Annotated in this window: 20 protein-coding genes; 6 read left to right on the top strand and 14 right to left on the bottom strand. The window is 65.8% G+C overall.

Annotated features, from left to right (window positions below):
- Positions 1-19: 19 nt before the first annotated feature.
- From OU994_RS05760 to OU994_RS05735, 6 genes are all read right to left on the bottom strand, one after another.
- Positions 20-1,111, bottom strand: coding sequence for a septal ring lytic transglycosylase RlpA family protein (locus OU994_RS05760; RefSeq protein ID WP_281609974.1), 1,092 nt, complete (start codon positions 1,109-1,111; stop codon positions 20-22).
- Positions 1,111-2,226 carry a rod shape-determining protein RodA gene (rodA, locus tag OU994_RS05755; protein ID WP_281609973.1) on the bottom strand — a complete coding sequence of 372 codons (1,116 nt, stop codon included), beginning with the start codon at positions 2,224-2,226 and terminating at the stop codon, positions 1,111-1,113. Before rodA ends, OU994_RS05760 begins: the two co-directional genes overlap by 1 nt.
- A gap of 1 nt (position 2,227) precedes the next feature.
- Positions 2,228-4,489 (bottom strand): penicillin-binding protein 2, encoded by a 2,262-nt coding sequence (gene mrdA, locus OU994_RS05750; RefSeq protein WP_281609972.1) that lies wholly within the window; start codon positions 4,487-4,489, stop codon positions 2,228-2,230.
- Positions 4,490-4,523: 34 nt separating this feature from the next.
- A complete protein-coding gene (mreD, locus tag OU994_RS05745; protein ID WP_131147766.1) occupies positions 4,524-5,036 on the bottom strand; it encodes a rod shape-determining protein MreD in 513 nt (170 codons plus the stop codon).
- On the bottom strand, positions 5,033-6,175 hold the full coding sequence (mreC, locus tag OU994_RS05740; protein WP_281609971.1) for a rod shape-determining protein MreC: 1,143 nt from the start codon (positions 6,173-6,175) through the stop codon (positions 5,033-5,035). The genes mreD and mreC overlap by 4 nt, the downstream gene beginning before the upstream one ends.
- A 122-nt stretch (positions 6,176-6,297) precedes the next feature.
- Entirely contained in the window at positions 6,298-7,341 is a 1,044-nt protein-coding gene (locus OU994_RS05735) for a rod shape-determining protein (protein ID WP_050409489.1), read from the bottom strand.
- A gap of 295 nt (positions 7,342-7,636) precedes the next feature.
- On the opposite strand from OU994_RS05735, the gene gatC reads away from it, so the two are divergent.
- The 4 genes from gatC to OU994_RS05715 all read left to right on the top strand — a co-directional run bounded on the left by gatC (position 7,637) and on the right by OU994_RS05715 (position 12,300).
- The gene (gatC, locus tag OU994_RS05730) at positions 7,637-7,936 is read left to right on the top strand and encodes an Asp-tRNA(Asn)/Glu-tRNA(Gln) amidotransferase subunit GatC (protein ID WP_131147768.1); all 300 of its coding nucleotides are present in this window, start codon (positions 7,637-7,639) and stop codon (positions 7,934-7,936) included.
- Positions 7,937-7,982: 46 nt separating this feature from the next.
- On the top strand, positions 7,983-9,467 hold the full coding sequence (gatA, locus tag OU994_RS05725) for an Asp-tRNA(Asn)/Glu-tRNA(Gln) amidotransferase subunit GatA (protein WP_281611587.1): 1,485 nt from the start codon (positions 7,983-7,985) through the stop codon (positions 9,465-9,467).
- 13 nt (positions 9,468-9,480) lie between these two features.
- On the top strand, positions 9,481-10,959 hold the full coding sequence (gatB, locus tag OU994_RS05720; RefSeq protein ID WP_260117428.1) for an Asp-tRNA(Asn)/Glu-tRNA(Gln) amidotransferase subunit GatB: 1,479 nt from the start codon (positions 9,481-9,483) through the stop codon (positions 10,957-10,959).
- 318 nt (positions 10,960-11,277) lie between these two features.
- Complete coding sequence (locus tag OU994_RS05715; protein WP_281609970.1) at positions 11,278-12,300, top strand: DUF1176 domain-containing protein; 1,023 nt, start codon at positions 11,278-11,280, stop codon at positions 12,298-12,300.
- Between the two features lie 9 nt (positions 12,301-12,309).
- Here the strand turns inward: OU994_RS05715 and OU994_RS05710 are convergent, their stop codons facing one another.
- The 4 genes from OU994_RS05710 to pyrE all read right to left on the bottom strand — a co-directional run bounded on the left by OU994_RS05710 (position 12,310) and on the right by pyrE (position 14,912).
- On the bottom strand, positions 12,310-12,831 hold the full coding sequence (locus OU994_RS05710; protein ID WP_131147771.1) for a pyridoxamine 5'-phosphate oxidase family protein: 522 nt from the start codon (positions 12,829-12,831) through the stop codon (positions 12,310-12,312).
- Positions 12,832-12,897: 66 nt separating this feature from the next.
- Complete coding sequence (locus tag OU994_RS05705) at positions 12,898-13,752, bottom strand: alpha/beta fold hydrolase (RefSeq protein WP_281609969.1); 855 nt, start codon at positions 13,750-13,752, stop codon at positions 12,898-12,900.
- Between the two features lie 55 nt (positions 13,753-13,807).
- On the bottom strand, positions 13,808-14,173 hold the full coding sequence (locus OU994_RS05700) for a hypothetical protein (RefSeq protein WP_281609968.1): 366 nt from the start codon (positions 14,171-14,173) through the stop codon (positions 13,808-13,810).
- A 79-nt stretch (positions 14,174-14,252) separates the two neighbouring features.
- Positions 14,253-14,912 carry an orotate phosphoribosyltransferase gene (gene pyrE / locus OU994_RS05695; RefSeq protein ID WP_281609967.1) on the bottom strand — a complete coding sequence of 220 codons (660 nt, stop codon included), beginning with the start codon at positions 14,910-14,912 and terminating at the stop codon, positions 14,253-14,255.
- Positions 14,913-14,950: 38 nt separating this feature from the next.
- Here pyrE and OU994_RS05690 point away from each other — a divergent pair, with 38 nt between their 5' ends.
- Together OU994_RS05690 and OU994_RS05685 are read left to right on the top strand one after the other, a co-directional pair.
- Positions 14,951-15,721: an exodeoxyribonuclease III gene (locus tag OU994_RS05690; RefSeq protein WP_281609966.1), complete on the top strand. Its 771-nt coding sequence runs from the start codon at positions 14,951-14,953 to the stop codon at positions 15,719-15,721.
- Positions 15,722-15,883: 162 nt separating this feature from the next.
- A complete protein-coding gene (locus tag OU994_RS05685; RefSeq protein ID WP_281609965.1) occupies positions 15,884-18,685 on the top strand; it encodes an Ig-like domain-containing protein in 2,802 nt (933 codons plus the stop codon).
- A 6-nt stretch (positions 18,686-18,691) separates the two neighbouring features.
- Here OU994_RS05685 and OU994_RS05680 read toward each other — a convergent pair whose 3' ends face one another.
- From OU994_RS05680 to OU994_RS05665, 4 genes are all read right to left on the bottom strand, one after another.
- The gene (locus OU994_RS05680) at positions 18,692-19,600 is read right to left on the bottom strand and encodes a pseudouridine synthase (RefSeq protein ID WP_229420544.1); all 909 of its coding nucleotides are present in this window, start codon (positions 19,598-19,600) and stop codon (positions 18,692-18,694) included.
- 16 nt (positions 19,601-19,616) lie between these two features.
- The gene (locus OU994_RS05675; protein ID WP_281609964.1) at positions 19,617-20,528 is read right to left on the bottom strand and encodes a M48 family metallopeptidase; all 912 of its coding nucleotides are present in this window, start codon (positions 20,526-20,528) and stop codon (positions 19,617-19,619) included.
- A gap of 96 nt (positions 20,529-20,624) precedes the next feature.
- On the bottom strand, positions 20,625-21,248 hold the full coding sequence (gene metW, locus OU994_RS05670; RefSeq protein WP_131147778.1) for a methionine biosynthesis protein MetW: 624 nt from the start codon (positions 21,246-21,248) through the stop codon (positions 20,625-20,627).
- Positions 21,245-22,438: a homoserine O-acetyltransferase gene (locus OU994_RS05665; protein ID WP_281609963.1), complete on the bottom strand. Its 1,194-nt coding sequence runs from the start codon at positions 22,436-22,438 to the stop codon at positions 21,245-21,247. Before OU994_RS05665 ends, metW begins: the two co-directional genes overlap by 4 nt.
- Positions 22,439-22,485: the final 47 nt, after the last annotated feature.

The following is a 22,485-nucleotide window of genomic DNA, read 5'->3' as shown; positions in this document are numbered from 1 at the left end:
CCGGTTTCAGGAAATTTTGTTAATTGATTTCGCGCTGCACGATCAGGGGCTTGAGCCGCAGGCCGGTGGGCAGGCGGGCGGCGGCGGCGGCGGCTTCTTCGCGGGAGCCGAACGGGCCGCCGTACAGCCGGTACAGCGGGCCCACCTGCACCACGGAGAATTCACTGCCGCGGGTGGCGCTGGCGACGCGTTCACGCATCATGGCGGCGCTGGTTTCCTTGGCGTAGGCGCCCAGCTGCAGGTAAAAGCCGTTGGAGGATGGCGCCGCCGTATCGGCCGCCGTGCCACGCGACAGGATGAAGTCTTCCAGCTCGTCCGGGCCGGCGCTGGCCAGCAGCGGCGCGCCCGGGCGCAACGCGCTCACAGGTACGCCTTCCACCGCGGCGATGACGACGCCCGCCTTGCGGGCCGCGACCATCTTGTCGATCTCGTCCGGCATCAGGCGCGTCACTTCCAGTTCGCTGCTGCCATTGAGCAGGAGGCCCAGTTTCAGCGCCGCCGTGTAGGACACGTCGATCACGCGCGACGACTTGAACGGTCCGCGGTCGTTGATGCGCACCACGACGGATTTGCCGTTGGACAGGTTGGTCACCCGCGCATACGAAGGAATCGGCAGGGTCGGATGCGCCGCCGACATCTTGTACATGTCGTACAGTTCGCCGGACGACGTGCGCTGCCCGTGGAATTTCTTGCCGTACCAGGTGCCCAGGCCGCGCGCCGTATAGGGCTTGTCGTGCGGGATCGGTTCGTACGTGGTGCCGAATACCGTGTAGGGACGGTTGGCGCGCGGCAGCGGCGGATCGTTGCGCACCTCGGCATCGGGCGTCTGCAGCAGGTTCGGCGGCGGCTCGTCGCCTGGGCCGTCGTCCTTGTAGTAGGCGCCGCGCCCCGAGCCGGCCGGCGGCAGGTCGGGCACGCCGGGTTCACGGTGCTTCGGCTTCACCTTCGGCGCGCCAGGCAGCTTGCCGACGACTTCCGGGCCGCCGCAGCCGGCCAGCGCCAGCATGGCCGCCAGCAGCGCGCATGTTCCGGCGCGCGTGGAAATGGAGGAAAAAACGGGCGGGAAACTGGACGAAAAACCCGGCCAGGAAAAAGTGTACCGGCGCGCCATCAGGTCTGCACCAGCTTGCGGTGGCGCTGCACGCTCATCAGGATGCCCGACACGATGCCCAGTGTCAGCAGCGCGGTACCGCCATAACTCATGAACGGCAGCGGCACGCCCACCACGGGCAGGATGCCGCTCACCATGCCCATGTTCACGAATGCGTAAGTAAAGAAGATCATCGTCATCGCTCCTGCCAGCAGGCGAGTAAAGAAATCGGGGGCATTGGCGGCGATCATCATGCCGCGGCCGATCAGCAACAGGTACAGCAACATCAGGAACAGGTTACCCGCCAGGCCGAATTCCTCGGAATAGACCGAGAAGATGAAGTCCGTGGTGCGTTCCGGAATGAATTCCAGGTGTGTCTGGGTGCCCTTGGTCCAGCCCTTGCCGGTGATGCCCCCCGAGCCGATCGCGATGGTGGACTGGATGATGTGGAAGCCCTTGCCCAGCGGGTCGGCGGTGGGATCGATCAGCGTCATCACGCGCTGGCGCTGGTAGTCGTGCATCATCGACCATGCCACCGGCATGAAGCATGCGCCGGCCACCACGAGTGCCAGCATGGCGCGCCACGGCAGCCCGGCGAGATAGATCACGGCGAAGCCGGCGGCCACCACCAGCAGCGAGGTGCCCAGGTCGGGCTGGCGCATCACCAGCCCCACCGGCACCAGCAGCAGCAGCGCGCCCACCACATAGGAATGCCAGCGCAGGTGGCCCTGCTGGTGCTGGAAGTACCAGGCCAGCATCAGCGGCACGGCGATCTTGGCCAGCTCGGAAGGCTGGATATCGATGATGCCGATATGCAGCCAGCGCCGCGCGCCCAGCTTGATGGTGCCGACCAGCGCCACCGCCACCAGCAGCAATACCGTCACCGTATAGGCGGGGACGGCGATCCGCATCAGGTTCTGCGGCGAGATGTTCGACGTGATCCACATGACCAGCACGCACATGGCGATATTGCGCAGCTGGTCCTCGATCTTGCCTTCGATACCCAGGCTGGCCGAGTACAGCGTGACCAGGCTGGTGCCCAGCAGCAGTGCCAGCAACAGCAGCAGCGGCGGGTCGAATACCGCCACATAGGGTTTCAGCCGCCGCCACAGCGAGCGTCGTTCGTTGATGCGCATGTTATTCCCTGTTCCTTGGCGGGATGGCGGCGGGCTGCTGCGCCCGCCCCTCCGCCGGGCGCGGCGGCGCCGTCCCTTGCGCGGGCGCCTGGGCCGCTGGCCGTCCCGCCGGTGCGGGTGGCGCAGCGGATGCCGGCGCCGTGGTGGTCGGCGGACGCACCGGCATCAGTCCCGGTCCGGGCGGCGGATTCTGTGCCGCCCCCGCAGGAGCCCGCGGCGCCGGCTTCACCGCGCCCTGCCCCGCTGCCGCCGGCGCCCCCGGCTGTGCGCCCTGCCCGGCCTGCGCCTGCTGCGCCGCCAGCTGTTCGCGGGCCAGCGCCGCTTCTTCCTCGGCGAGCGGGCCTTCGATGGGCTCGAACACTTCGGCGTCTTCCTTCGGCACCTTGTCGGTGTTCTTCTCGGTCGGCCGCTTGCCGAGCATGTAGTAGTCGAGCACCTTGCGGGCGATCGGCGCGGCCACGGCGCCGCCGAAGCCGGCATTCTCGACCACCATGGCGATCACGATGCGCGGCTTGTCGGCCGGAGCGAAGGCGGTGAACAGCGCATTGTCGCGCAGGCGCTCGGCCAGCGTCTTGGCGTTGTATTTCTCGTTCTTGCGGATGCCGACGACCTGCGCGGTACCCGTCTTGCCACCCACCGTGTATTGCACCCCGGCGAAGGCGCGCGTCGCCGTGCCGCCCTGCTCGCTGACCACGCCGACCATGGCGTCCTTGATCAGGTCGATGTTCTGCTGCTTCAGCGGAATGCGGTAGCTTTCCTTCGGCACGGTCAGCGTGCGGGCGCGCGTGCCGCCATCCTCGATGATCTTCACCAGGTGCGGCTTCATCACGATGCCGTTGTTGGCCAGGTTCGCCACCGCGTGGGCGATCTGCAGCGGCGTATAGGAGTTGTAGCCGGAACCGTTCGACACCGAGATCGTGTCGCCGCCCACCCACTTGCCGCCGCGCGGGTTCTTCTTGTAGCGCGACTGCTTCCATTCCTTGGATGGCAGCACGCCGGTCTTCTCGTTGTCCAGGTCGATACCGGTCTTCTGGCCGAAGCCGAACGGCTTCATGAAGTCGTGGATCATGTCGATCCCCATGTCGCGGCCCAGGTGGTAGTAGTACGTGTTGCACGACACCACGATCGACTTGCGCAAGTCCACCGTGCCGTGGCCGTTCACCACGTCGTCGCGGAACTTGTGGGTGCCGAGGTACATGAAGCCCGGATCGAAGATGGCCTGCGACGGCGTGCGCTTGCCCGTCTCCAGCGCGGCCAGCGCCATGAACGGCTTGAACGTCGAGCCGGGCGCATAGGTGCCGGACAGCGGCCGGTTCACCATCGGCCGGTCGAGCGACGTATTCAGTTCGTTCCAGCTCTGCGAATCGATACCGTCCACGAACAGGTTCGGGTCGTAGCCCGGCCGGGACACATACGCCAGCACGTCGCCGGTCGACGGTTCGATCGCCACCAGCGCGCCGCGCCATTCGCCGAACGCTTCCTCGGCGATCTTCTGCAGTTCGATGTCGATCGACAGGATCAGGTTGCTGCCGGAGGTGGGCGGCGTGCGCGACAGCGTGCGGATCGCGCGCCCGCCCGCCGACACTTCGACTTCCTCGTAGCCGGTAATGCCGTGCAAGTGCTTTTCATAGCTCTTTTCCAGGCCTTCCTTGCCGATGTAGTCGGTGCCGTTGTAGTTCGCGGCATCCTCGCGCTCCTCGATCGCCTTGGCTTCCTTCTGGTTGATGCGGCCGATGTAGCCGATCACGTGCGACGCCGTCTCGCCCAGCGGATAGTTGCGGAACAGGCGCGCCTGCACTTCCACGCCGGGGTAGCGGAACCGGTTCGCGGTAAAGCGCGCCACCTCCTCGTCGGACAGCCGGGTGCGCAGCGGCACGCTGGCGAAGTTCTTCGACTCGTCCATCAGCTTCTTGAAGCGGCGGCGGTCCTTCGGCGTCACCTCGACGATCAGGGCCAGCGCATCGATCATCTCCTCCAGCGGCACGCGCAGCTTGGACGGCGTGATCTCGAGCGTGTAGGCCGAGTAGTTGCGCGCCAGGACCACGCCGTTGCGGTCCAGGATCAGGCCCCGGTTCGGCTGGATCGGCACCACGGCGATCCGGTTGTCCTCGGCCTGCGCCATGTAGTCGGTGTGGCGGATCACCTGCAGCCAGACCAGGCGCGCGAGCAGCAGCGCGAAGCAGATGAAGACGAGGGTGCCGAGCAGCGTCAGCCGCACCCGGAACAGGTGCAGTTCGCGCTCGTTGTTCTTCAGCTCGGTCATGGGTGGCGATGTGGCGTGATTGCTTCCGGGCGCATCAGATCGGGCGGGTGTGGTCCTTGTCGACCGCGCGGCGCTGCGGCGCCAGCAGCAGCATCGTGATCAGGGGCCACAGCAGCGCCGACACGAAGCTTTCGACAAAGTAGAACCAGCCTGGGAATTTGCCGGAGACCAGGAAGCGCACCAGCAACTGCACCGCCTGCGCCAGCAGCAGCAGCGGCAGCACATGCATGGCCTGGGTGCTGATGCGGAACCACAGCACGCGGCGATGCATCATGATCGCGCAATACGACAGCAGCGTGTACGCCAGCGCATTCTCGCCCAGCAGCGTGGCATCGTGCACGTCCATCAGCAGGCCCAGGCAGAATGCGGTGCCGATGCCGACCCGGCGCGGCTGGTGCACGCCCCAGAATACCAGCACCAGCGCCACGAAGTCCGGCGCGGCGATGAACTGGCCCCAGGGCATCAGGTTGAGCAGGAACGCGGCCAGCAGGCTGATCGCGATGAAGATGGGGCTGACGGGCAGCAGGATGTACTGCGGACGGTTCATCGGTTCTCCCTCGGTGCCACGGCTGCGGGTGCGGGCGCTGGCGCATTGGCGCGCGGCGCGACGGGCGACGCCGCCGGCGCGGTGGCCTGGACACCGGCCGGCGCGGTGGCCAGCGGTTGCGGCGGCGCTCCCGGGCGCAGGCCCGGCGCCGCCGGGCCTGCGGGTACATTGGCTTGGGCCGCTGCAGGAACACCCGCGGCGCCCTCGGCGGCCGGCGTGGCAGCGGATGGCGCGGTGGCCGGATCGGCCGCTTTCTTTTTCTTGACCGGCTTGCTGGTATCTTCTTCCGGCGGACGCGGTGGCATCTCCGGCAGCGACATCAGGATCAGCAGCTGTGTATTGCGTTCGATGCCGGCCAGCGGCTGGCACACCACGCGGCCGAACATGCCGTTCGCGCTGTTCTCCACCTGCGTGACGCGGGCCACCGCCAGGCCGGCCGGATACACGCCGTCGATGCCGGACGTGATCAGGATATCGCCCACCATCACGTCGGCGTTCGGCGCCATGAAGCGCAGGTCCAGGTTGCCGGATTGGCCGCGCCCATAGGCAACGCTGCGCAGGCCGTTGCGCAGCACCTGCACGGGAATCGCCTGCTCCTTGTCGGTCAGCAGCGTGACTTCGGACGTGAAGGGAAACACCCGCGTGACCTGCCCCACCACGCCCTGGTTGTCGATCACCGGCAGGCCGGCCCGCACGCCCTGCTGCATGCCGCGGTTCAGGATCACCTTGCGGGTGAACACGTCGCGCGCGTCGTAGAGGATTTCCGCCAGCATCGTCTTGCCCGGCACTTTTTCACGGGCTTCGAGCAGCCTGCGCAACTGGGCGTTCTCGGCCTGCGTGAGCTGCGCCTGCTGCAGCGTGTGCGCCATGGCGATCTGCTGCGTGCGCAGTTCGCGCACCTGTTTTTCCAGGCCGGACAAGGTGGAGAAATACGTGCCTACGCCCGCCAGGGCATCGCGCGGCAGCATCGCCGCCACCTGCAGCGGATACAGCACGGTACCGACCACCTGGCGCACCACGGTCAGCGCGCCCACGCGCGAATCGAACAACAGCAATGCGATCGAGATGCACGCGCAGATCACCATCTTGGCGCGCGCGGACGCCCCTTGCTTGAAGAGTGGCGGCGGACTGTATTCCATAGATCCTGAAAGGACATGGGCGGCCGCGCACATGGCACGAACCGCCCGGTATTGCTAACGCCTGGCTGCACCCATCCGCAATCCATTGCAGATGAAGACCGCAGCCGCGATCGTGGCGGGGATCACTCGTACGAGAAGATCGATCCCAGCTGGTCCATGCGTTCCAGCGCCATGCCCGAACCGCGCACCACGCAAGTCAGCGGGTCTTCGGCCACCAGCACCGGCAGGCCGGTTTCTTCCATCAGCAGCCGATCCAGGTCGCGCAGCAGCGCGCCGCCGCCGGTCAGCATCATGCCTTTTTCGGCGATGTCCGCGCCCAGTTCCGGCGGCGTCTGTTCCAGCGCGTTCTTCACGGCCGACACGATATTGTTCAGCGGGTCGGTCAGCGCTTCCAGGATCTCGTTCGACGAGATCGTGAACGAACGCGGGATGCCTTCGGACAGGTTGCGGCCCTTGACTTCCATTTCCTTCACTTCCGAACCCGGGAACGCGGAGCCGATCGCCTTCTTGATCGCTTCGGCCGTCTGTTCGCCGATCAGCATGCCGTAGTTGCGGCGGATGTAGTTGACGATCGCTTCGTCGAACTTGTCGCCGCCCACGCGCACGGAACCCTTGTAGACCATGCCGCCCAGCGAGATGATGCCCACTTCGGTGGTGCCGCCGCCGATGTCGACCACCATCGAACCCGTCGCATCGGATACCGGCAGGCCGGCGCCGATCGCGGCCGCCATCGGCTCCTCGATCAGGTAGACCTGCGAAGCGCCGGCGCCGAGGGCCGATTCGCGGATCGCGCGGCGTTCCACCTGGGTCGAGCCGCACGGCACGCAGATGATGATGCGCGGCGACGGGCGAAAGAACTTCGAGTCATGCACCATGCGGATGAACTGCTTGAGCATCTGCTCGGTCACGGTGAAGTCGGCGATCACGCCATCCTTCATCGGGCGGATCGCTTCGATGTTGCCGGGTACCTTGCCCAGCATCTGCTTGGCTTCCTTGCCGACCGCCTGGATAGTCTTCTTGCCATTCGGGCCGCCTTCCTGGCGGATCGCCACCACCGAGGGCTCATCGAGCACGATGCCCGAACCGCGCACGTAAATAAGAGTATTTGCCGTGCCGAGGTCAATGGCCAGATCGGACGAGATGTACCTGCGTAAAAAACCAAACATGAGTATCCTGTAGCGCTCTTGCCCGCGCGTGGGCAGTTAGAAGATTGTCCTGTGATGCGTCGGCCTGGGAAGCGGGGCTCTGCCAGACTGGCGGCCACCGGGATGCCGGCAACGCATCAACCCGGCATTCTACCTTATAATTCACGGGCTATTTGCCCTGAATCCACTCAAATGTGCGGACCCCGAAGCCTGCGTTTATGCAGGTTTGCCGGGGTTTTAGGGTGAAAATGGCCGATGTTACAAAAGTCTTATCGAAACCCTCAGTTTTATGACTAGCGCTTTGCGCGCCCCGAAAATGGCCCTGACACCCACCGACGTAAACCGCATCGCCAAGCTGGCGCAACTGGAACTGGACGAACAGCATTCCGCGGCGATGCTGGACAAGCTGAACGGCATCTTCGCGCTGGCCGAGCAGATGCGCGCCGTGGATACCGAAGGCGTACCGCCGCTGGCGCACCCGCTGGCCGCGCACATGCAGGTGGCGCTGCGCCTGCGCGACGACGTGCCCACCGAGCCGAACCGCCGCGACGATTACCAGAAAGTGGCACCGAAGACCGAGGACGGCCTGTACCTGGTGCCGAAGGTGATCGACTAATCCATCCTCCCGCCGCCCGGCGGCGGGACAGCAGAACAACACCATGATCCATACCAAGACCCTCAAAGAACTGTCCACGCTGCTGCAGTCGAAGGAGATTTCCGCCACCGAGCTGGCGACGCACTACCTCGACCGTATCGAAGCGAGCGACCTGAACGCCTTCCTGCACGTGGATCGCGCGCTGACGCTGGCCCAGGCCGCCGATGCCGATGCCCGCCTTGCCGCAGGCGCCGCGCACGCGCTGGCGGGCGTGCCGATCGCCCACAGGGCTATTTTCGGGACGCGCGGCTGGCGCTCCACGGCCGGCTCGAAGATGCTGGCCGATTATGTGAGCCCGTTCGACGCCACCGTGGTCGAAAAACTGCATGGCGTGGGCATGGTCCACCTGGGCAAGCTTAATTGCGACGAATTCGCGATGGGGTCGTCGAACGAGAATTCGGCCTTCGGCGCCGTGAAGAACCCGTGGGACACGCATGCCGTGCCGGGCGGTTCGTCCGGCGGTTCGGCGGCGGCCGTGGCGGCACGCCTGGCGCCGGCCGTGACCGGCACCGACACGGGCGGCTCGATCCGCCAGCCCGCCGCGTTCTGCGGCATCACCGGCATCAAGCCGACCTATGGCCGCGTGTCGCGCTTCGGCATGATCGCGTTTGCTTCGTCGCTGGACCAGGGCGGCCCGATGGCGCAGACCGCCGAGGATTGCGCCCTGCTGCTGTCGGCGATGGCCGGCTACGACGAGCGCGATTCGACCAGCCTGGCGCCGGAACAGGGTGGCGTGCATGAGGATTTCACGCGCAACCTGAACGAACCGCTGGCCGGCCTGCGCATCGGCGTGCCGAAGGAATACTTCGGCGAAGGCCTGGCTGCCGACGTGGAAGCGGCCGTGCGCGCGGCGCTCGAGCAGTTCGTGAAACTGGGCGCCACGCTCGTCGACATCTCGCTGCCGAACACGGCGCTGTCGATCCCGGCCTATTACATGATCGCGCCGGCCGAGGCGTCGTCGAACCTGTCGCGCTTCGACGGCGTGCGCTACGGCTTCCGCGCCGAGGGCTACAAGGACCTGCAGGACATGTACCGCAAGACGCGCGCCCAGGGCTTCGGCCCCGAGGTGCAGCGCCGCATCATGGTGGGCACGTACGTGCTGTGCCATGGCTACTACGATGCTTACTACGTGAAGGCCCAGAAGATCCGCCGCCTGATCGCCGACGATTTCGCCAAGGTGCTCTCCGGCCCCGATGCCGTGTGCGACGTGATCATGGGCCCGGTGGCCCCGACCGTGGCCTGGGACCTGGGTTCGAAGGCGGACGATCCGGTGGCGAACTACCTGGCCGACATCTTCACGCTGTCGACCAGCCTGGCCGGCTTGCCCGGCATGTCGATCCCCTGCGGTTTCGGCCAGGGCGACAAGAACGCGAACCGCCCGGTGGGCCTGCAACTCATCGGCAATTACTTTGCCGAGGCGAAGCTGCTGAACATCGCCCACCAGTTCCAGCAGGCGACCGACTGGCACGCACGCGCTCCGGCCGCTGCCTGATCGCATCCAAGAGATCACAAGGAAGAACAATATGGAATGGGAAGTCGTCATCGGTCTCGAGAACCACGTGCAGCTCACGACCGATTCGAAAATCTTCAGTGGCTCGCCGACCGCGTTCGGCGCCGAGCCGAACACGCAGGCCAGCCCCGTCGACCTGGCGTTGCCGGGCGTGCTGCCGGTGATGAACAAGCAGGCGGTCGACCGCGCGATCCGCTTCGGCCTGGCCGTGGGCGCGAAGATCGCGCCGCAATCGATCTTCGCCCGCAAGAATTATTTCTACCCCGACTTGCCGAAGGGTTACCAGATCAGCCAGATGGATGACCCGGTCGTGCAGGGCGGCTCGCTGACGTTCGGTTTCGAGAAGGATGGCAAGTTCGTCACCAAGACCGTGAACCTGACGCGCGCGCACCTGGAAGAAGACGCCGGCAAATCGCTGCACGAGGATTACCACGGCATGTCCGGCATCGACCTGAACCGGGCCGGCACGCCGCTGCTGGAAATCGTCTCCGAACCGGAAATCCGCTCGGCGCAGGAAGCGGTGGCCTACGCCAAGGCGCTGCATGGCCTGGTGATGTGGCTGGGCGTTTGCGACGGCAACATGCAGGAAGGCTCGTTCCGCTGCGACGTGAACGTGTCCGTGCGCCCGAAAGGCCAGACCGAATTCGGCACCCGCTGCGAGATCAAGAACCTGAACTCGTTCCGCTTCATCGAGGAAGCGGTCAACGTGGAAGTGCGCCGCCAGATCGAGCTGATCGAGGATGGGGGCAAGGTGGTGCAGGCCACCCGCCTGTACGACCCGGACCGCAAGGAAACCCGCGAAATGCGCAGCAAGGAAGATGCGCAGGATTACCGCTATTTCCCCGACCCCGACCTGCCGCCGCTGGCGATTTCCGAGGACTGGATCGAGCGCGTGAAAGCGGCGATGCCGGAACTGCCGGCCGTGATGCGCGAGCGCTTCGTCGGCCAGTACAAGCTGCCGGAATACGATTCGCTGGTGCTGACCTCGTCGAAGGCGATGGCCACCTACTTCGAAGCCGTGGTGGCCGCCGCCGGCCAGGAAAACGCCAAGGCAGCGGCGAACTGGCTGATGGGCGACGTGTCCTCGACGCTGAACCGCAACGACGTCGACATCGCCGACGCGCCCGTGAAGCCGGCGCAGCTGGCGCTCATGCTCAAGCGCATCGCCGACGGCACCATCTCGAACAAGGCGGCCAAGGAAGTCTTCCAGGCGCTGTGGGAAGCCAATTCGGATGACGCCGCGCTGGTCGACGCCATCATCAAGGAAAAAGACCTGGGCCAGGTGTCCGACGCGGGCGCCCTGGTCGCCATCGTCGACGAAGTCATCGCCAACAACGCCAAGTCGGTCGAGCAATACCGCGCCGGCAAGGAAGCGGCGATCAACGCGCTGATCGGCCAGGCCATGAAGGCATCGAAAGGCAAGGCCAACCCGGCACAGCTGACCGAGCTGCTCAAGCAGAAGCTGGCGGGCTGACCAAAAAACCGGTGACAGGCTCCGATTCTCAAAAACGGTGACAGTCACCATTTTTGAGAAACATTTCCAAAAAACCGGTGACAGGCTCCATTTTCCGGGAAACATTGCCGGAAAAACGGTGACAGTCACTATTTTTCGCGGAACTGCTCAAGCAGAGGCTGGCGCGCTGAGGAAGAAAACGGTGACAGGCTCCGATGGTTAAAATCGGTCAAAATCGGTGACAGTCACCATTTTTTGAGAAACATTTCAACTTAAATGGTGCCTGTCACCGTTTTTAAAAAAAGGCGCCGCGGCGCCTTTTTTTGTTATCTTGTCGACATGAAAAAACTGATCGCTCCCTTGCTGGCCACCCTGGCCATTCCCGTGCTTGCCGCCACGCCCGCCGGCACGGAATTCAGCCACCACGACTGGGAACTGGCGTGCGACAACACGCGCACGTGCCGCGCGGCCGGGTACCAGCCCGACGGTGTGGAGCCGGCCGTTTCCGTGCTGATCGAGCGCGTGGCGGGTCCCGGGCGCGCCCTCGCGGCCACGCTGCAGCTGGGCAGCTATGGCGACGATGCGCCGGAGCCGAAATCGGCAACGGTGGCGATGAAGATCGATGGCAAGGCGCTGGGGCCGGTGACGATCGAGGCCCAGCATGGCACGCTGACGCCCGCTCAGGTGCAGGCGCTGGTCTCGGCCGTTTCGGGCACCGGCCGGGTGGAATGGACCGACGGCACGCACACTTGGGCGCTGTCCGGCAAGGGCGCTTCCGCCGTGCTGCTGAAGATGGATGAAGTCCAGGGCCGCCTCGGCACCATGGGGGCGCTGCTGCGCAAGGGCAGCCGGCCCGAGGATACCGTGCCTGGACCACTGCCGGCGCCCGAGGTCTCACCCGCATCGGCCGGTTCGACCGAGGTGAACCTGCCGCCGGCGGCCCGCACCGCCCTGCTCCGCGAACTGCGCAAGGCGCTCGATGCCGGTACCAGCGGCTGCGAGGCCTTCGCGCCGGACCAGTTGACCGTGATGAAACTGACCCCGGAAAAACTGCTGGTGCAGATGCCCTGCTGGACAGGCGCCTACAACACCGGCAGCGCCTATCTCGTGGCCAACAAGGCCGCGCCGTTCAACCTGGAACTGGTTACCGCCGACGCCACCGACTACGCGGCCGGCATCATTACGTCGGCGCAGAAGGGCCGCGGCCTGGGCGACTGCTGGGCTACCAGGGAATGGGTCTGGGACGGCCACCGCTTCGTGCTGGCCGAGTCGGCCACTTCCGGCATGTGCCGCCTGGTGGCACCCGGCGGCGCATGGAGGCTACCGACCTACGTGGCGAAGGTCACGCGCGGCCCGCGCTGACGCCGGCCGTCACGGCGCCACGCGGCCTTCGATCGAATCGTCCAGCGTCTTGCCGATCGCGGCACCCACCATGATCTTCAGGCCCTGCACCAGGTTGCCGTGCTTGTTGTCCCAGTAGTAGCCATCCGTGGGCACCACGCGGATCAGCGTAATGCGGGGGTCGCCCAGCCCTTCCGTGAACCAGGTGGCCAGTTCCGGGCTCCACAGTTCACGGATGCGGGCGGGATCGCGCGAGATCGTGGCGATGCCGTCCAGGTACAGGAAACCGGCATGCTTCGATGCCTGGAAGTACACGCGCACTTTCGGGTCTGCGGCGACTTCCGCGTTCTTGTGGCTGTCGGCCGCGCTCATGAACCACAGGCTGCCCGCCTCGTCGACATCGAGCACCGACATCGGCCGCGCATCGGTGCCGCTGCTGACGAAGAAGCAGCTCTCCGCATCGTCGACGATGTGCCTGATCCGCTTGACCGCATCATGCCCGGTCAAGTCCTTGTGGTTGTGTTCCGGCTGGTTGCGATTGATCGAGTCCATGGCATCCTCCTGTCGTATGGGAGCCTTCGATGCTAATGGTATTCCGACCAATAGTATGTGGTCTTTTTAACCGTCCCGTTGCAGGAGGGTGCGCTCGATCCATGCGGCGATGCCGGCAAAGATGTCGTCGCGGTTCAGTTCGTTGAAATTCTCGTGGCGGTTGGCCGCCTCGACGCGGCAGGCCAGCAGGTGGGACGGCACGGCGCTCAGCAGGCGCAGCGCAGCCTGGGTATCGGCCAGTTCATCCTGGCCGGCCAGCACCACGTACAGCGGATGGCGCCAGCCCGCCAGCGACAGGCCACGCTGCGCCTGTTGCAGCGCGTGCCCGAAGCGCATCGTGATCTCGGAGGCGCGGATGCCATCGGCTTCGTCGAGGCGATGGCGAGCGGTGATGGCGGCATCGTGCGTGAGCACATCGGTCAGGGATGCCAGCGGTACCTTCATCGCCGGCAGGAGCCGCGCCAGCACGGTGGACAGCTTTTGCAGGACGGCGGGCACGGCCACCGCGTTCACGTAATACGGCGACGACAGGATATAGCCGGCGACATCGCCGCCACCCGCCAGTCCGAACTTCGTCGCGACCAGGGCCCCCATCGAGTGAGCGATGACGAACACGGGGATGCCGGGCCAGCGCGCGCGTATCCAGTCGAGGAACAGGCCGGTCTCCTCGACGAGGATGCCGAAATCGGGGATGTCGGCACGCCTGCCGGCGCCATGGCCGCACAGGTCGAAAGCCGCGGTGGCGATGCCGCGTGCGCGGAAATAGCGCGCCGGCGTGACCCAGTCCCCCGCATGGGCCATGCCGCCGTGCAGAGCCAGCAGCACGCAGCGTGGCGATTCCGGCGGCTCCCAGACATGCACGGTGCGCGGCGCGCCGGCCCGGCCGCCGAAGGAATCGAGCCGGTCTTCTGCGAAGCGCATCAGCCCCTCACCATCAGCCAGTAACCATCACCCAGTAACCATCAGCCAGTGACCATCAGCCTGTGATACTGAGCGTGATGCCCATGTTGACGAACAGGGTCAGGTCGGCGATCGAGAAATCGAGCGCGTCGTCCGGCCCCACGTCGATCATGGCGATCCGCAGTTCGGCGGCCAGCGGCGGCACGTCGAAGGTGATGCCGCGCGCCTCGCATTCATGCAGCCAGGCGCGCAGGTGGCGGACCAGCGCGGCCGGGTTGGCATCCTCGCCCAGGCTCACATAGAAGCCGTCATCGATGCGCACGCGGCCATCGGGCCGCACGTTGCCCTTCTTCCAGCTGACTTCCGGCTCGCTGGGCAAGCCGTCGCGCGCGTCGGCAACCGCGGCCTCGTCGCCATACACTTTCAGGGATGCTTTGTTCATTGCGGCTCCTCCGTTGTTACCCATATTTAAGCACAACCAACGGCGGCCGCAACAATTAAGTTGATGCCCAGCAACCCGCTCAGGCGATCCCGTAGCGGTCGCGGTAGGCCGCTACCGCATCCTTGTGCTGTGCCAGCGCCGGATCGGCGGACAGGTAACCCAGCAGGTCGGCCAGGTTGCCGATCGAGATGACGGGAATGTTGTAGTTCCTGCTCACTTCCTGCACCGCGGACAGGTCCGACACCACGCCATCCTTGCCGCCCCGCTCCATCCGGTCCAGCGCGATCAGCACGGCGCACGGCTCGGCGCCGGCGTTGCGGATCATCTCCACCGATTCGCGCACCGAGGTGCCGGCCGAGATCACGTCGTCGATGATGACCACCTTGCCGGACAGCTTTGCGCCGACCAGCGTGCCGCCTTCGCCATGGTCCTTGGCTTCCTTGCGGTTATAGGCGAACGACGTGTTGCGGCCCTTGTTGGCCAGCGCCACCGCGGTGGCCGACGCCAGCGTGATGCCCTTGTAGGCAGGGCCGAACAGCATGTCGAATTCCACGCCGGCGTCGAGCAGGGTCTGCGCGTAGAAGTCGGCCACTTTCGCCAGCGTGGCGCCGTCGTGGAACAGGCCCGCATTGAAGAAATACGGCGACTGGCGCCCCGCCTTGGTGGTGAATTCGCCAAATTTCAGCACTCCCGCCGAGACGGAAAACGCGATAAACTGTTGCCTTAAAATATTACTCATATGCTGGTCCTGTTCAAAAAGTGCCCGTATTTTAATCCATGCCAAAGATCATCTCCGCCAACCTGAATGGCATCCGCTCCGCCGCCAAGAAGGGCTTTTTCGACTGGATGGGCACCCAGTCCGCCGATTTCATCTGCGTGCAGGAACTGAAGTGCCAGGCCAGCGACATGACGGCCGAGTTCAGCAATCCGCACGGCTACCACGGCCATTTCCACTACGCCGAGAAAAAGGGTTATTCGGGTACGGGCGTCTACAGCAAGATCGAACCGGATGCCGTGAAGATCGGTTTCGGCAGCCCTGAATTCGATGCCGAGGGCCGCTACGTGCGCTGCGACTTCGGCGACCTGACCATCATTTCCGTCTACTGCCCTTCCGGATCCTCATCGCCCGAGCGGCAGGAAGCCAAGTTCCGCTTCATGAACCTGTTCCTGCCGCACCTGATGGCATTGCGCGCCGAAGGCCGCGAAGTCGTCATCTGCGGCGACTGGAACATCGCCCACAAGGAAATCGACCTGAAGAACTGGAAGGGCAACCTGAAGAATTCCGGTTTCCTGCCCGAGGAACGGGCGTGGCTGACGCGCGTGTTCGACGAGTGCGGCTACGTGGACGTGCACCGCGGCCTCGATCCGCGCGCGGAACAGTACACATGGTGGAGCAACCGCGGCCAGGCGTATGCGAAGAACGTCGGCTGGCGCATCGATTACCACGTCGCCACCCCGGGCATCGCGCAATGCGCGCAAGCTGTCTCCGTCTACAAGGACGTGAAATTCTCCGATCACGCGCCGCTGATCATCGATTACCTGCGTTGACATCATCCAATGCGTGGACAACGGCCGGCCCTCATGGGCATCCCCGGCCGTTGCTTTTTCAACAGTATCAACCGTTGTTTTTCAGTCGCTCGGCATTTCCATAAAGAAAAGTAAGGTGCATCTTTGCTATGATGACGCCAAAACTTTTCCCTGGAACATCGCATGCTTGCCACCGACCGCCCCTTCCTCAGCGCCGCCACACCTGCCGACGATAGCGGAGCGGTCGCCACCGGCGCCCATATCGAGCTGACATTCTCGACAGCGGTGAAGGCCGGCAGCGGCAAGGTCTACGTGACGAACGGGGCGACCCAGACCTACCTGGGCCGCGATGGCCTGCTGCACACGCGCATCGTCGGCGCCACCGATACGCGCGCCATCGATATCGGCGACACCAGCCAGGTCACGATTGCCGGAAACAAGGTGACCATCGATCCTGCCGCCGACCTGCTGGGCAACATGGCCTACAGCGTGGTGATGGAAGCCGGCGTGCTGGTGGACCAGGCCGGCAACGCCTATGCCGGCCTGGTGGACGGCAACCGGCTCGATTTCACGACCGCGCAGCCGGGCGACATCACGCCGCCATCCGTATTGTCGCTGGCGCTGTCCGACGACCACCTGGAAACGGGCGAGCACGCCGTGCTGACGCTGACGCTGAGCGAAGCCGTCAGCGGCATCACGCTGGCGGACTTCGCGGTCGAGGGCGGCCTCCTCGAAGATCTGGCGACGCTGGACGGCATCACGTGGACCGCGCGGCTGGTGCCGGATGCCGGCCGCGAAGGCAACGGCTCGGTGGCATTCGCACCATCGGCCGCGGTGGACCTGGCCGGCAACCACGGCATTGGCGCGGCGGCCACGGCATCCTTCGCCTACGCTACGCCGGCCAGCCTGTCGCTCCGGCTGTGGAACGACAGCGGCATCGACGACACCGACTTCATCACCAATGCCGGCAGCGACCAGGGCCTGGAGATCCACTGCGCGCTGCCGCTCGGCGAGGGAGACCGGGTGCAGGTATCGATCGACGGCGCCGAATTCATCGATGCGCAACAGGGCGAAGGCTATGGCTACTGGTTCGCCAGCGGACTGCAACTGGCCGCCGCCGAAGGCACGCTTACGGTACGCGTGGTGGACGCGGCCGGCACGGTGCGGACCAGCGTGGCGCAGCAGTACGTGGTGGACGCAGCCGCCCCCGAAGCCTCGGCACGGGCCGCGACGACCGCGCTGGCGCCGGACAGCGATTCCGGCACTGCAGGCGACGGCATCACCAGCGCCGGGCAGCCGTGGGTGGTGGTGACGCTGGCCGGCAAGGCGGGCTACCGCCCCGGCGACGTGATCGAAGTGCAGGAAGATGGCTATGAAGGCCCGCCCGCCGGGCGCACCGTGCTGCAAGCCGGCGACTTCGATGCCGGCGGCAACCTGGTGTCGCAGTCGGTGCGGGTGCAGCTCACCGGCGGCATGCTGCATGGCGCCGAGGGCATCCATACCTTCTTCGCGCGCATCGCCGATGTCGCCGGCAATGGCGTGCCCGGCGACTACAGCGCGCAGATGCTGCAGCTGGCGATCGACACCACGGCGCCCACCCTGGCCGACACGGCGCCGGATGAAGGCGATGTCGTGGAGGGCACGCTGCCCACCATCACGCTGACGTTCGACGAAGACGTGATGCTGGACGCCGCGACCATGCTGGTGCTGGCCAGCGCTTCCGGTGACGTGCAGGAGTTCAGTGGCAAAGCGGGCGACCTGCGCTGGAACGGCGACACCCGGGAATTGACGCTGACGCTGAAGCACGCGCTCGACGCTGGCACGCACTACCGGCTGGCGACGCAGGGCCCCCTGCAGGATGCGGCGGGCAACGTGGGCTGGGTGGCCGACTCGGTGCTGCTGCGCTTCGACACGGCGCAAGGGGGCGATGGCGAGGTGATCGTCGTTCCCGTCACGCCGGAGCTTTCGCTGCACGTGGACAGCGCCAGCGCTTCCGATCCCGGCGGCGAGGCACAGGATGGCGTGACGAACGACGTGCGCGTCGACGTCGCCGGCCTGCAGCCCGGCGGTTCGTGGGAATACAGCGTGAATGGCGGCGAAAGCTGGCAGGCCGGCTTCGCCGATTACTTCAAGCTCGACCCCGTGTCCGCGACCTATGGCGAAGGCCAGGTGCGCGTGCGCCAGTACGAAGCAGGCCCGGAAAGCCAGGTCAGCGAAACGGGCATGCTGGGGCCGATCGCGATCGACCTCACCGCGCCGGGCGTGACGATCGATTACGCGTCGTTCGACTTCATCGCCGGCAGCAGCACGATCACGGGACAGGTGATGGGCGAGTTCGACGAGGGCGACCTGGTCGAGTTCACGGTGGACCGCGGCGTGACCTGGCAGCGCGCCGCGCTGGACGGCTACCTCTACCTGCACGACGTCGAGCTGGGATATGGCGGCACGATCGGCCTGCGCGTTGCCGACGAAGCGGGCAACCTGGGCGGCCCGTTCTTCAATGCCAGCACGGTCTACGTGGCCGACGGCTATGGCGGCGCGTTCGACATCGGCGAAGGCGAGGCGCTGTTCGCGCAGGCCGGCGACGACCGCATCAGCGCCGCCAGCACGGCCTTCGCCTTCCTCGACGGCGGCTCGGGCGAGGATACGCTGGACGTTTCGCAATCGGTGCGCACCGGCGACACCGCCATCGCCATGCTCGACCTGGCCGATATCGCCGGCCACCTGGCCAATATCGAGGCCATCGACCTGGGCGACGGCAGCGGCACCGCGTTCGAACTGGCGTTCAACACCGAATCGGCGCTCGCCATGACCGGTGGCGGCCCGCTGCGCATCGCCGGCGGCGCGGACGACAGGGTCACCCTCGGTGACAGCCAGTGGCTATGGGAGAACAACGACGGGGAGTTCACCACCTGGTACAACGGCAGCGTGGCGATCACGGTCGACAACGATATCGACCTGGTCGGCAACTTCGTGCTGGTCTGACGGCGGCTACAGGCTGCGGCGGCTCTCGAAGTAGCGCCACTCCCCGGTCAGCGGATCGGGGAAGCCGATCGCCCGCGCCAGCAGTTTCAATGGCGCGGACACATCCTCCCCCTTGCACGGCAGAGCCACCGGGTAGAACGCATCGTTGACGATCGGGATGCCCAGCGCGGCCAGGTGCACGCGCAACTGGTGCTGCCGCCCCGTGTGCGGCCACAGGCGATACAGCACGTGTTCGCCGCGCTGCCCGGCGATGTCGATCATGGTTTCCGAATTCGGCTCGCCCGGCGCTTCCTTCATCGTGAAGAACTTGTCGCCCTGCACCATGCGGCTGCGGTAGCTGAACGGGAAGGTGCGCCCCGGCAGCGGGCCGGCCAGCGCCTCGTACTCCTTTTGCACCACGCGCTGCTGGAACAGCGACTGGTACGCGCCGCGGCTGTCGAGGTTGCGGGAAAAGACGACGATGCCGGCGGTTTCGCGGTCGAGCCGGTGGATCGGCACCAGTTCCTCGATGCCGAGCCTGGCGCGCAGGCGCACCAGCAGCGTCTCCTTGAGGAAGCGGCCGGTGGGAATCGTGGGCAGGAAATGCGGCTTGTCGGCGACCACGATGTGCTCGTCCTGATACAGCACCTCTTCCTCGAACGGAATCGGCGCCTCGTACTCCAGCTCGCGGTAATAGAAGATGCGCAGGTTGCGGCGATACGGCGACGACGGCTGCAGCGCCCTGCCCTGCGCGTCGACCACGTCGCCGCGCGCCATCCGCTCGCGCCACTGCGCCTCGGTCACGGCGGGATAGTTCGCCACCATGAAGGTGATCAGGTCGGGCCAGTCGCCCTCGGGCAGCCACAGGTAGCTGGGCGTGACGCCGTCGCGCATGGGCAACGGCGCCTTGCCGTGGAACTTGACGGTGGATGACATGCGGGAAAAGCGGGTGTTACGTCTTCGGCAGCGGCGTGGTGCGGTAGGCTGGCAGCTTGGCCACCGTGGTGCCGCGCGTGCGCGCATACACCGGCAGCACCAGCGGCATGCTCTTGTTCATCTCGGCGATGCGGGTTTCGCCGCTCGGGTGGGTGGACAGGAACTCGATCGGCGCGCGCGCGTTGACGGCGCCCATTTTCTGCCACAACGCGATGCCGGCGCGCGGATCGAAGCCGGCGCGCGCCGCCAGGTCGATGCCGACCAGGTCGGCCTCGGTTTCCTCGCCGCGCGAGAATTTCAGCACGGCCGCCTGGGCCGCCATGCGGCCGCCGAAGTCCGTCAAGTTCGGGTCGATGCCGAACAGCGCCGAGGCGGCGATGCCGCCCAGCTTGCCGGCGATCGCGGCCACCTGCGATTCGCCCTGCCGCTTGCGCGCATGTTCGCGCAGCGCGTGGGCGATTTCGTGGCCCATCACCATGGCCACTTCATCGTCCGTCATGTTCAGCTTGGTCAAGATGCCGGTGAAGAAGGCGATGCGGCCGCCGGGCATGCAGAAGGCGTTGACCTGGTCCGAATTGAGCAGGTTGACTTCCCAGTTCCAGTCCGCCGCCTCGGGATTCCAGCGGCCCACGTGCGGGATGATGCGTTTCGCGATGGCACGCAGCCGCTGCACCTGCGGATGATTGTCGTCGACCAGCGCGTCCTTCTGGTCGGCTTCCTTCAGCAGCGCGTCGTACTGCAGCTTCGATTGCTCGTTGACGGTTTGCTCATCGGAAAACACGCGCAGGCGCGACAGGCGCGTGACGGGAATGCCGTCCGACGCCTGGGCGGCAGGCGCGCTCTGCGCCGGCGCGGATTGGTGGGCTGCCGCCAGCTGCATGCTGGTGGCAAGGGTGATGAGGGCCAAGCTATGTTTGAGTGATTTCATGATTTAGTTCCATACGTCCATGACATTATGTACATTCCACGGTCGTTGGCCACACGATACCATATGCCGGCCCGGGGCCCGGTTCACCCGGCCTTGTCAACGGCTGCCGGCACCGTTGCGCTTGCGCAGCCGGAACACCGCCAGTTCGCCGCGCAGGTTCGGCAGCACGTCGACGATCCGCCCTTCGGCCAGCGCCACGTATTCCATCACCTCGACGCCCACCTCGGCGGCCAGCGCGCGGAAATCCTCGATCGTGGCGCAGCGCACGTTGGGCGTGTCGTACCACTGGTACGGCAGCGTCTTCGACACCGGCATGCGGCCCTTCAGCAGCGCCACGCGGTGCGGCCAGTAGGCGAAGTTCGGGAACGACACGATGGCTTCGTTGCCGACGCGGACGATGTCGCGCAGCAGCGCCTCGACGTGCTGCATCATCTGCAGCGCGGACAGGCACAGCACCGTGTCGAAGGAATTGTCGCCGAACAGCGCCAGGCCGCCCTTCTCGAAATCCTGCTGGATCACGCGCACGCCGCGCTGGGTACTTTCCAGTACCTTGTCGTCGGCCAGTTCCAGGCCGTAGCCGGTGCAGCGCTTGTCGGTCTGCAGGTACTCCATCATGAAGCCGTCGCCGCAGCCCACGTCCAGCACGTGCGCGCCGGGCTGTATCCAGTGGGCGATGAAGGCCAGGTCGGGGCGTGCCCGTTTCAGGTCGTCGAACGTCATGCCGCACCTCCTTTCGATTCGGCGGCAATCTGGCCATGGATTTGCCCGAAATAGGCCCTTACCATGCCCATGTAGCGCGGGTCCTCCAGCAGGAAGGCATCGTGGCCGTGCGGGGCATCGATTTCCGCATAGGTCACTTCACGGCGGTTGGCCAGCAGCGCCTGCACGATCTCGCGCGAGCGCTCCGGCGAGAAGCGCCAGTCGGTGGTGAACGAGGCGAGGAAGAATTTCGCCTTGGTCTTCGCCAGGGTGCGCGTCAGGTCGCCGTCATGCACGCGCGCCGGATCGAAGTAGTCCAGCGCCTTGGTGATCAGCAGGTAGGTGTTGGCGTCGAAGTAGGTGGCGAACTTGTCGCCCTGGTAGCGCAGGTACGATTCGATCTCGAAGTCGATGCCGAAGCCGAACTTGTAGCCCGCGGCTGCAGTTCCGCTCGCTCCGGCGCCGCCCTTCTCGGCCATCGACCGCAGCTTGCGGCCGAACTTCTCGGCCATGTCGTCGTCGGACAGGTAGGTGATGTGGCCGACCATGCGCGCCACCTTCAGGCCATTCTTCGGCACCACGCCGTGTTCGTAGAAGTCGCCGCCATGGTAGTCCGGGTCGGACAGGATCGCCTGCCGCGCCACGTCGTTGAAGGCGATGTTCTGCGCCGACAGCTTCGGCGTGGAAGCGATGACCACGCAATGGCGCAGCCGGTCCGGATACATGATGCTCCAGGCCAGCGCCTGCATGCCGCCCAGCGAGCCACCCATTACGGCGGCGAACTGCGCGATGCCCAGGCGGTCGGCCAGGCGGGCCTGGGCGGCCACCCAGTCTTCCACCGTCACCACCGGGAACGCGGCGCCATAAGGCTTGCCGGTGGCCGGGTTGGCGTGCATCGGGCCGGTGGAGCCGAAGCACGACCCCAGGTTGTTGACGCCGATGACGAAGAACTTGTTGGTGTCGACCGGCTTGCCGGGACCGACCATGTTGTCCCACCAGCCCACGTTCTTCGGATCGTCGGCATACCAGCCGGCCACGTGGTGCGATGCGTTCAGCGCATGGCAGATCAGCACCGCGTTCGATCTGTCGGCATTGAGCGTGCCGTAGGTTTCATACATCAGCGTGTAGTCGCGCAACGACGCGCCGCTTTGCAGGGGCAAGGGATCCGCGAACGCCATGGTTTGCGGAGAAACGATTCCTATCGAGGACATGTTTTCGAGTTATTGTGTACTGCGTGGCCCCGCGGGCCTGTGATGGT

Source organism: Pseudoduganella sp. SL102, from assembly GCF_027856995.1.
Taxonomy (GTDB): Bacteria; Pseudomonadota; Gammaproteobacteria; order Burkholderiales; family Burkholderiaceae_D; genus Rugamonas; species Rugamonas albidiflava.
This window is presented reverse-complemented; position numbering and strand designations above follow the sequence as displayed.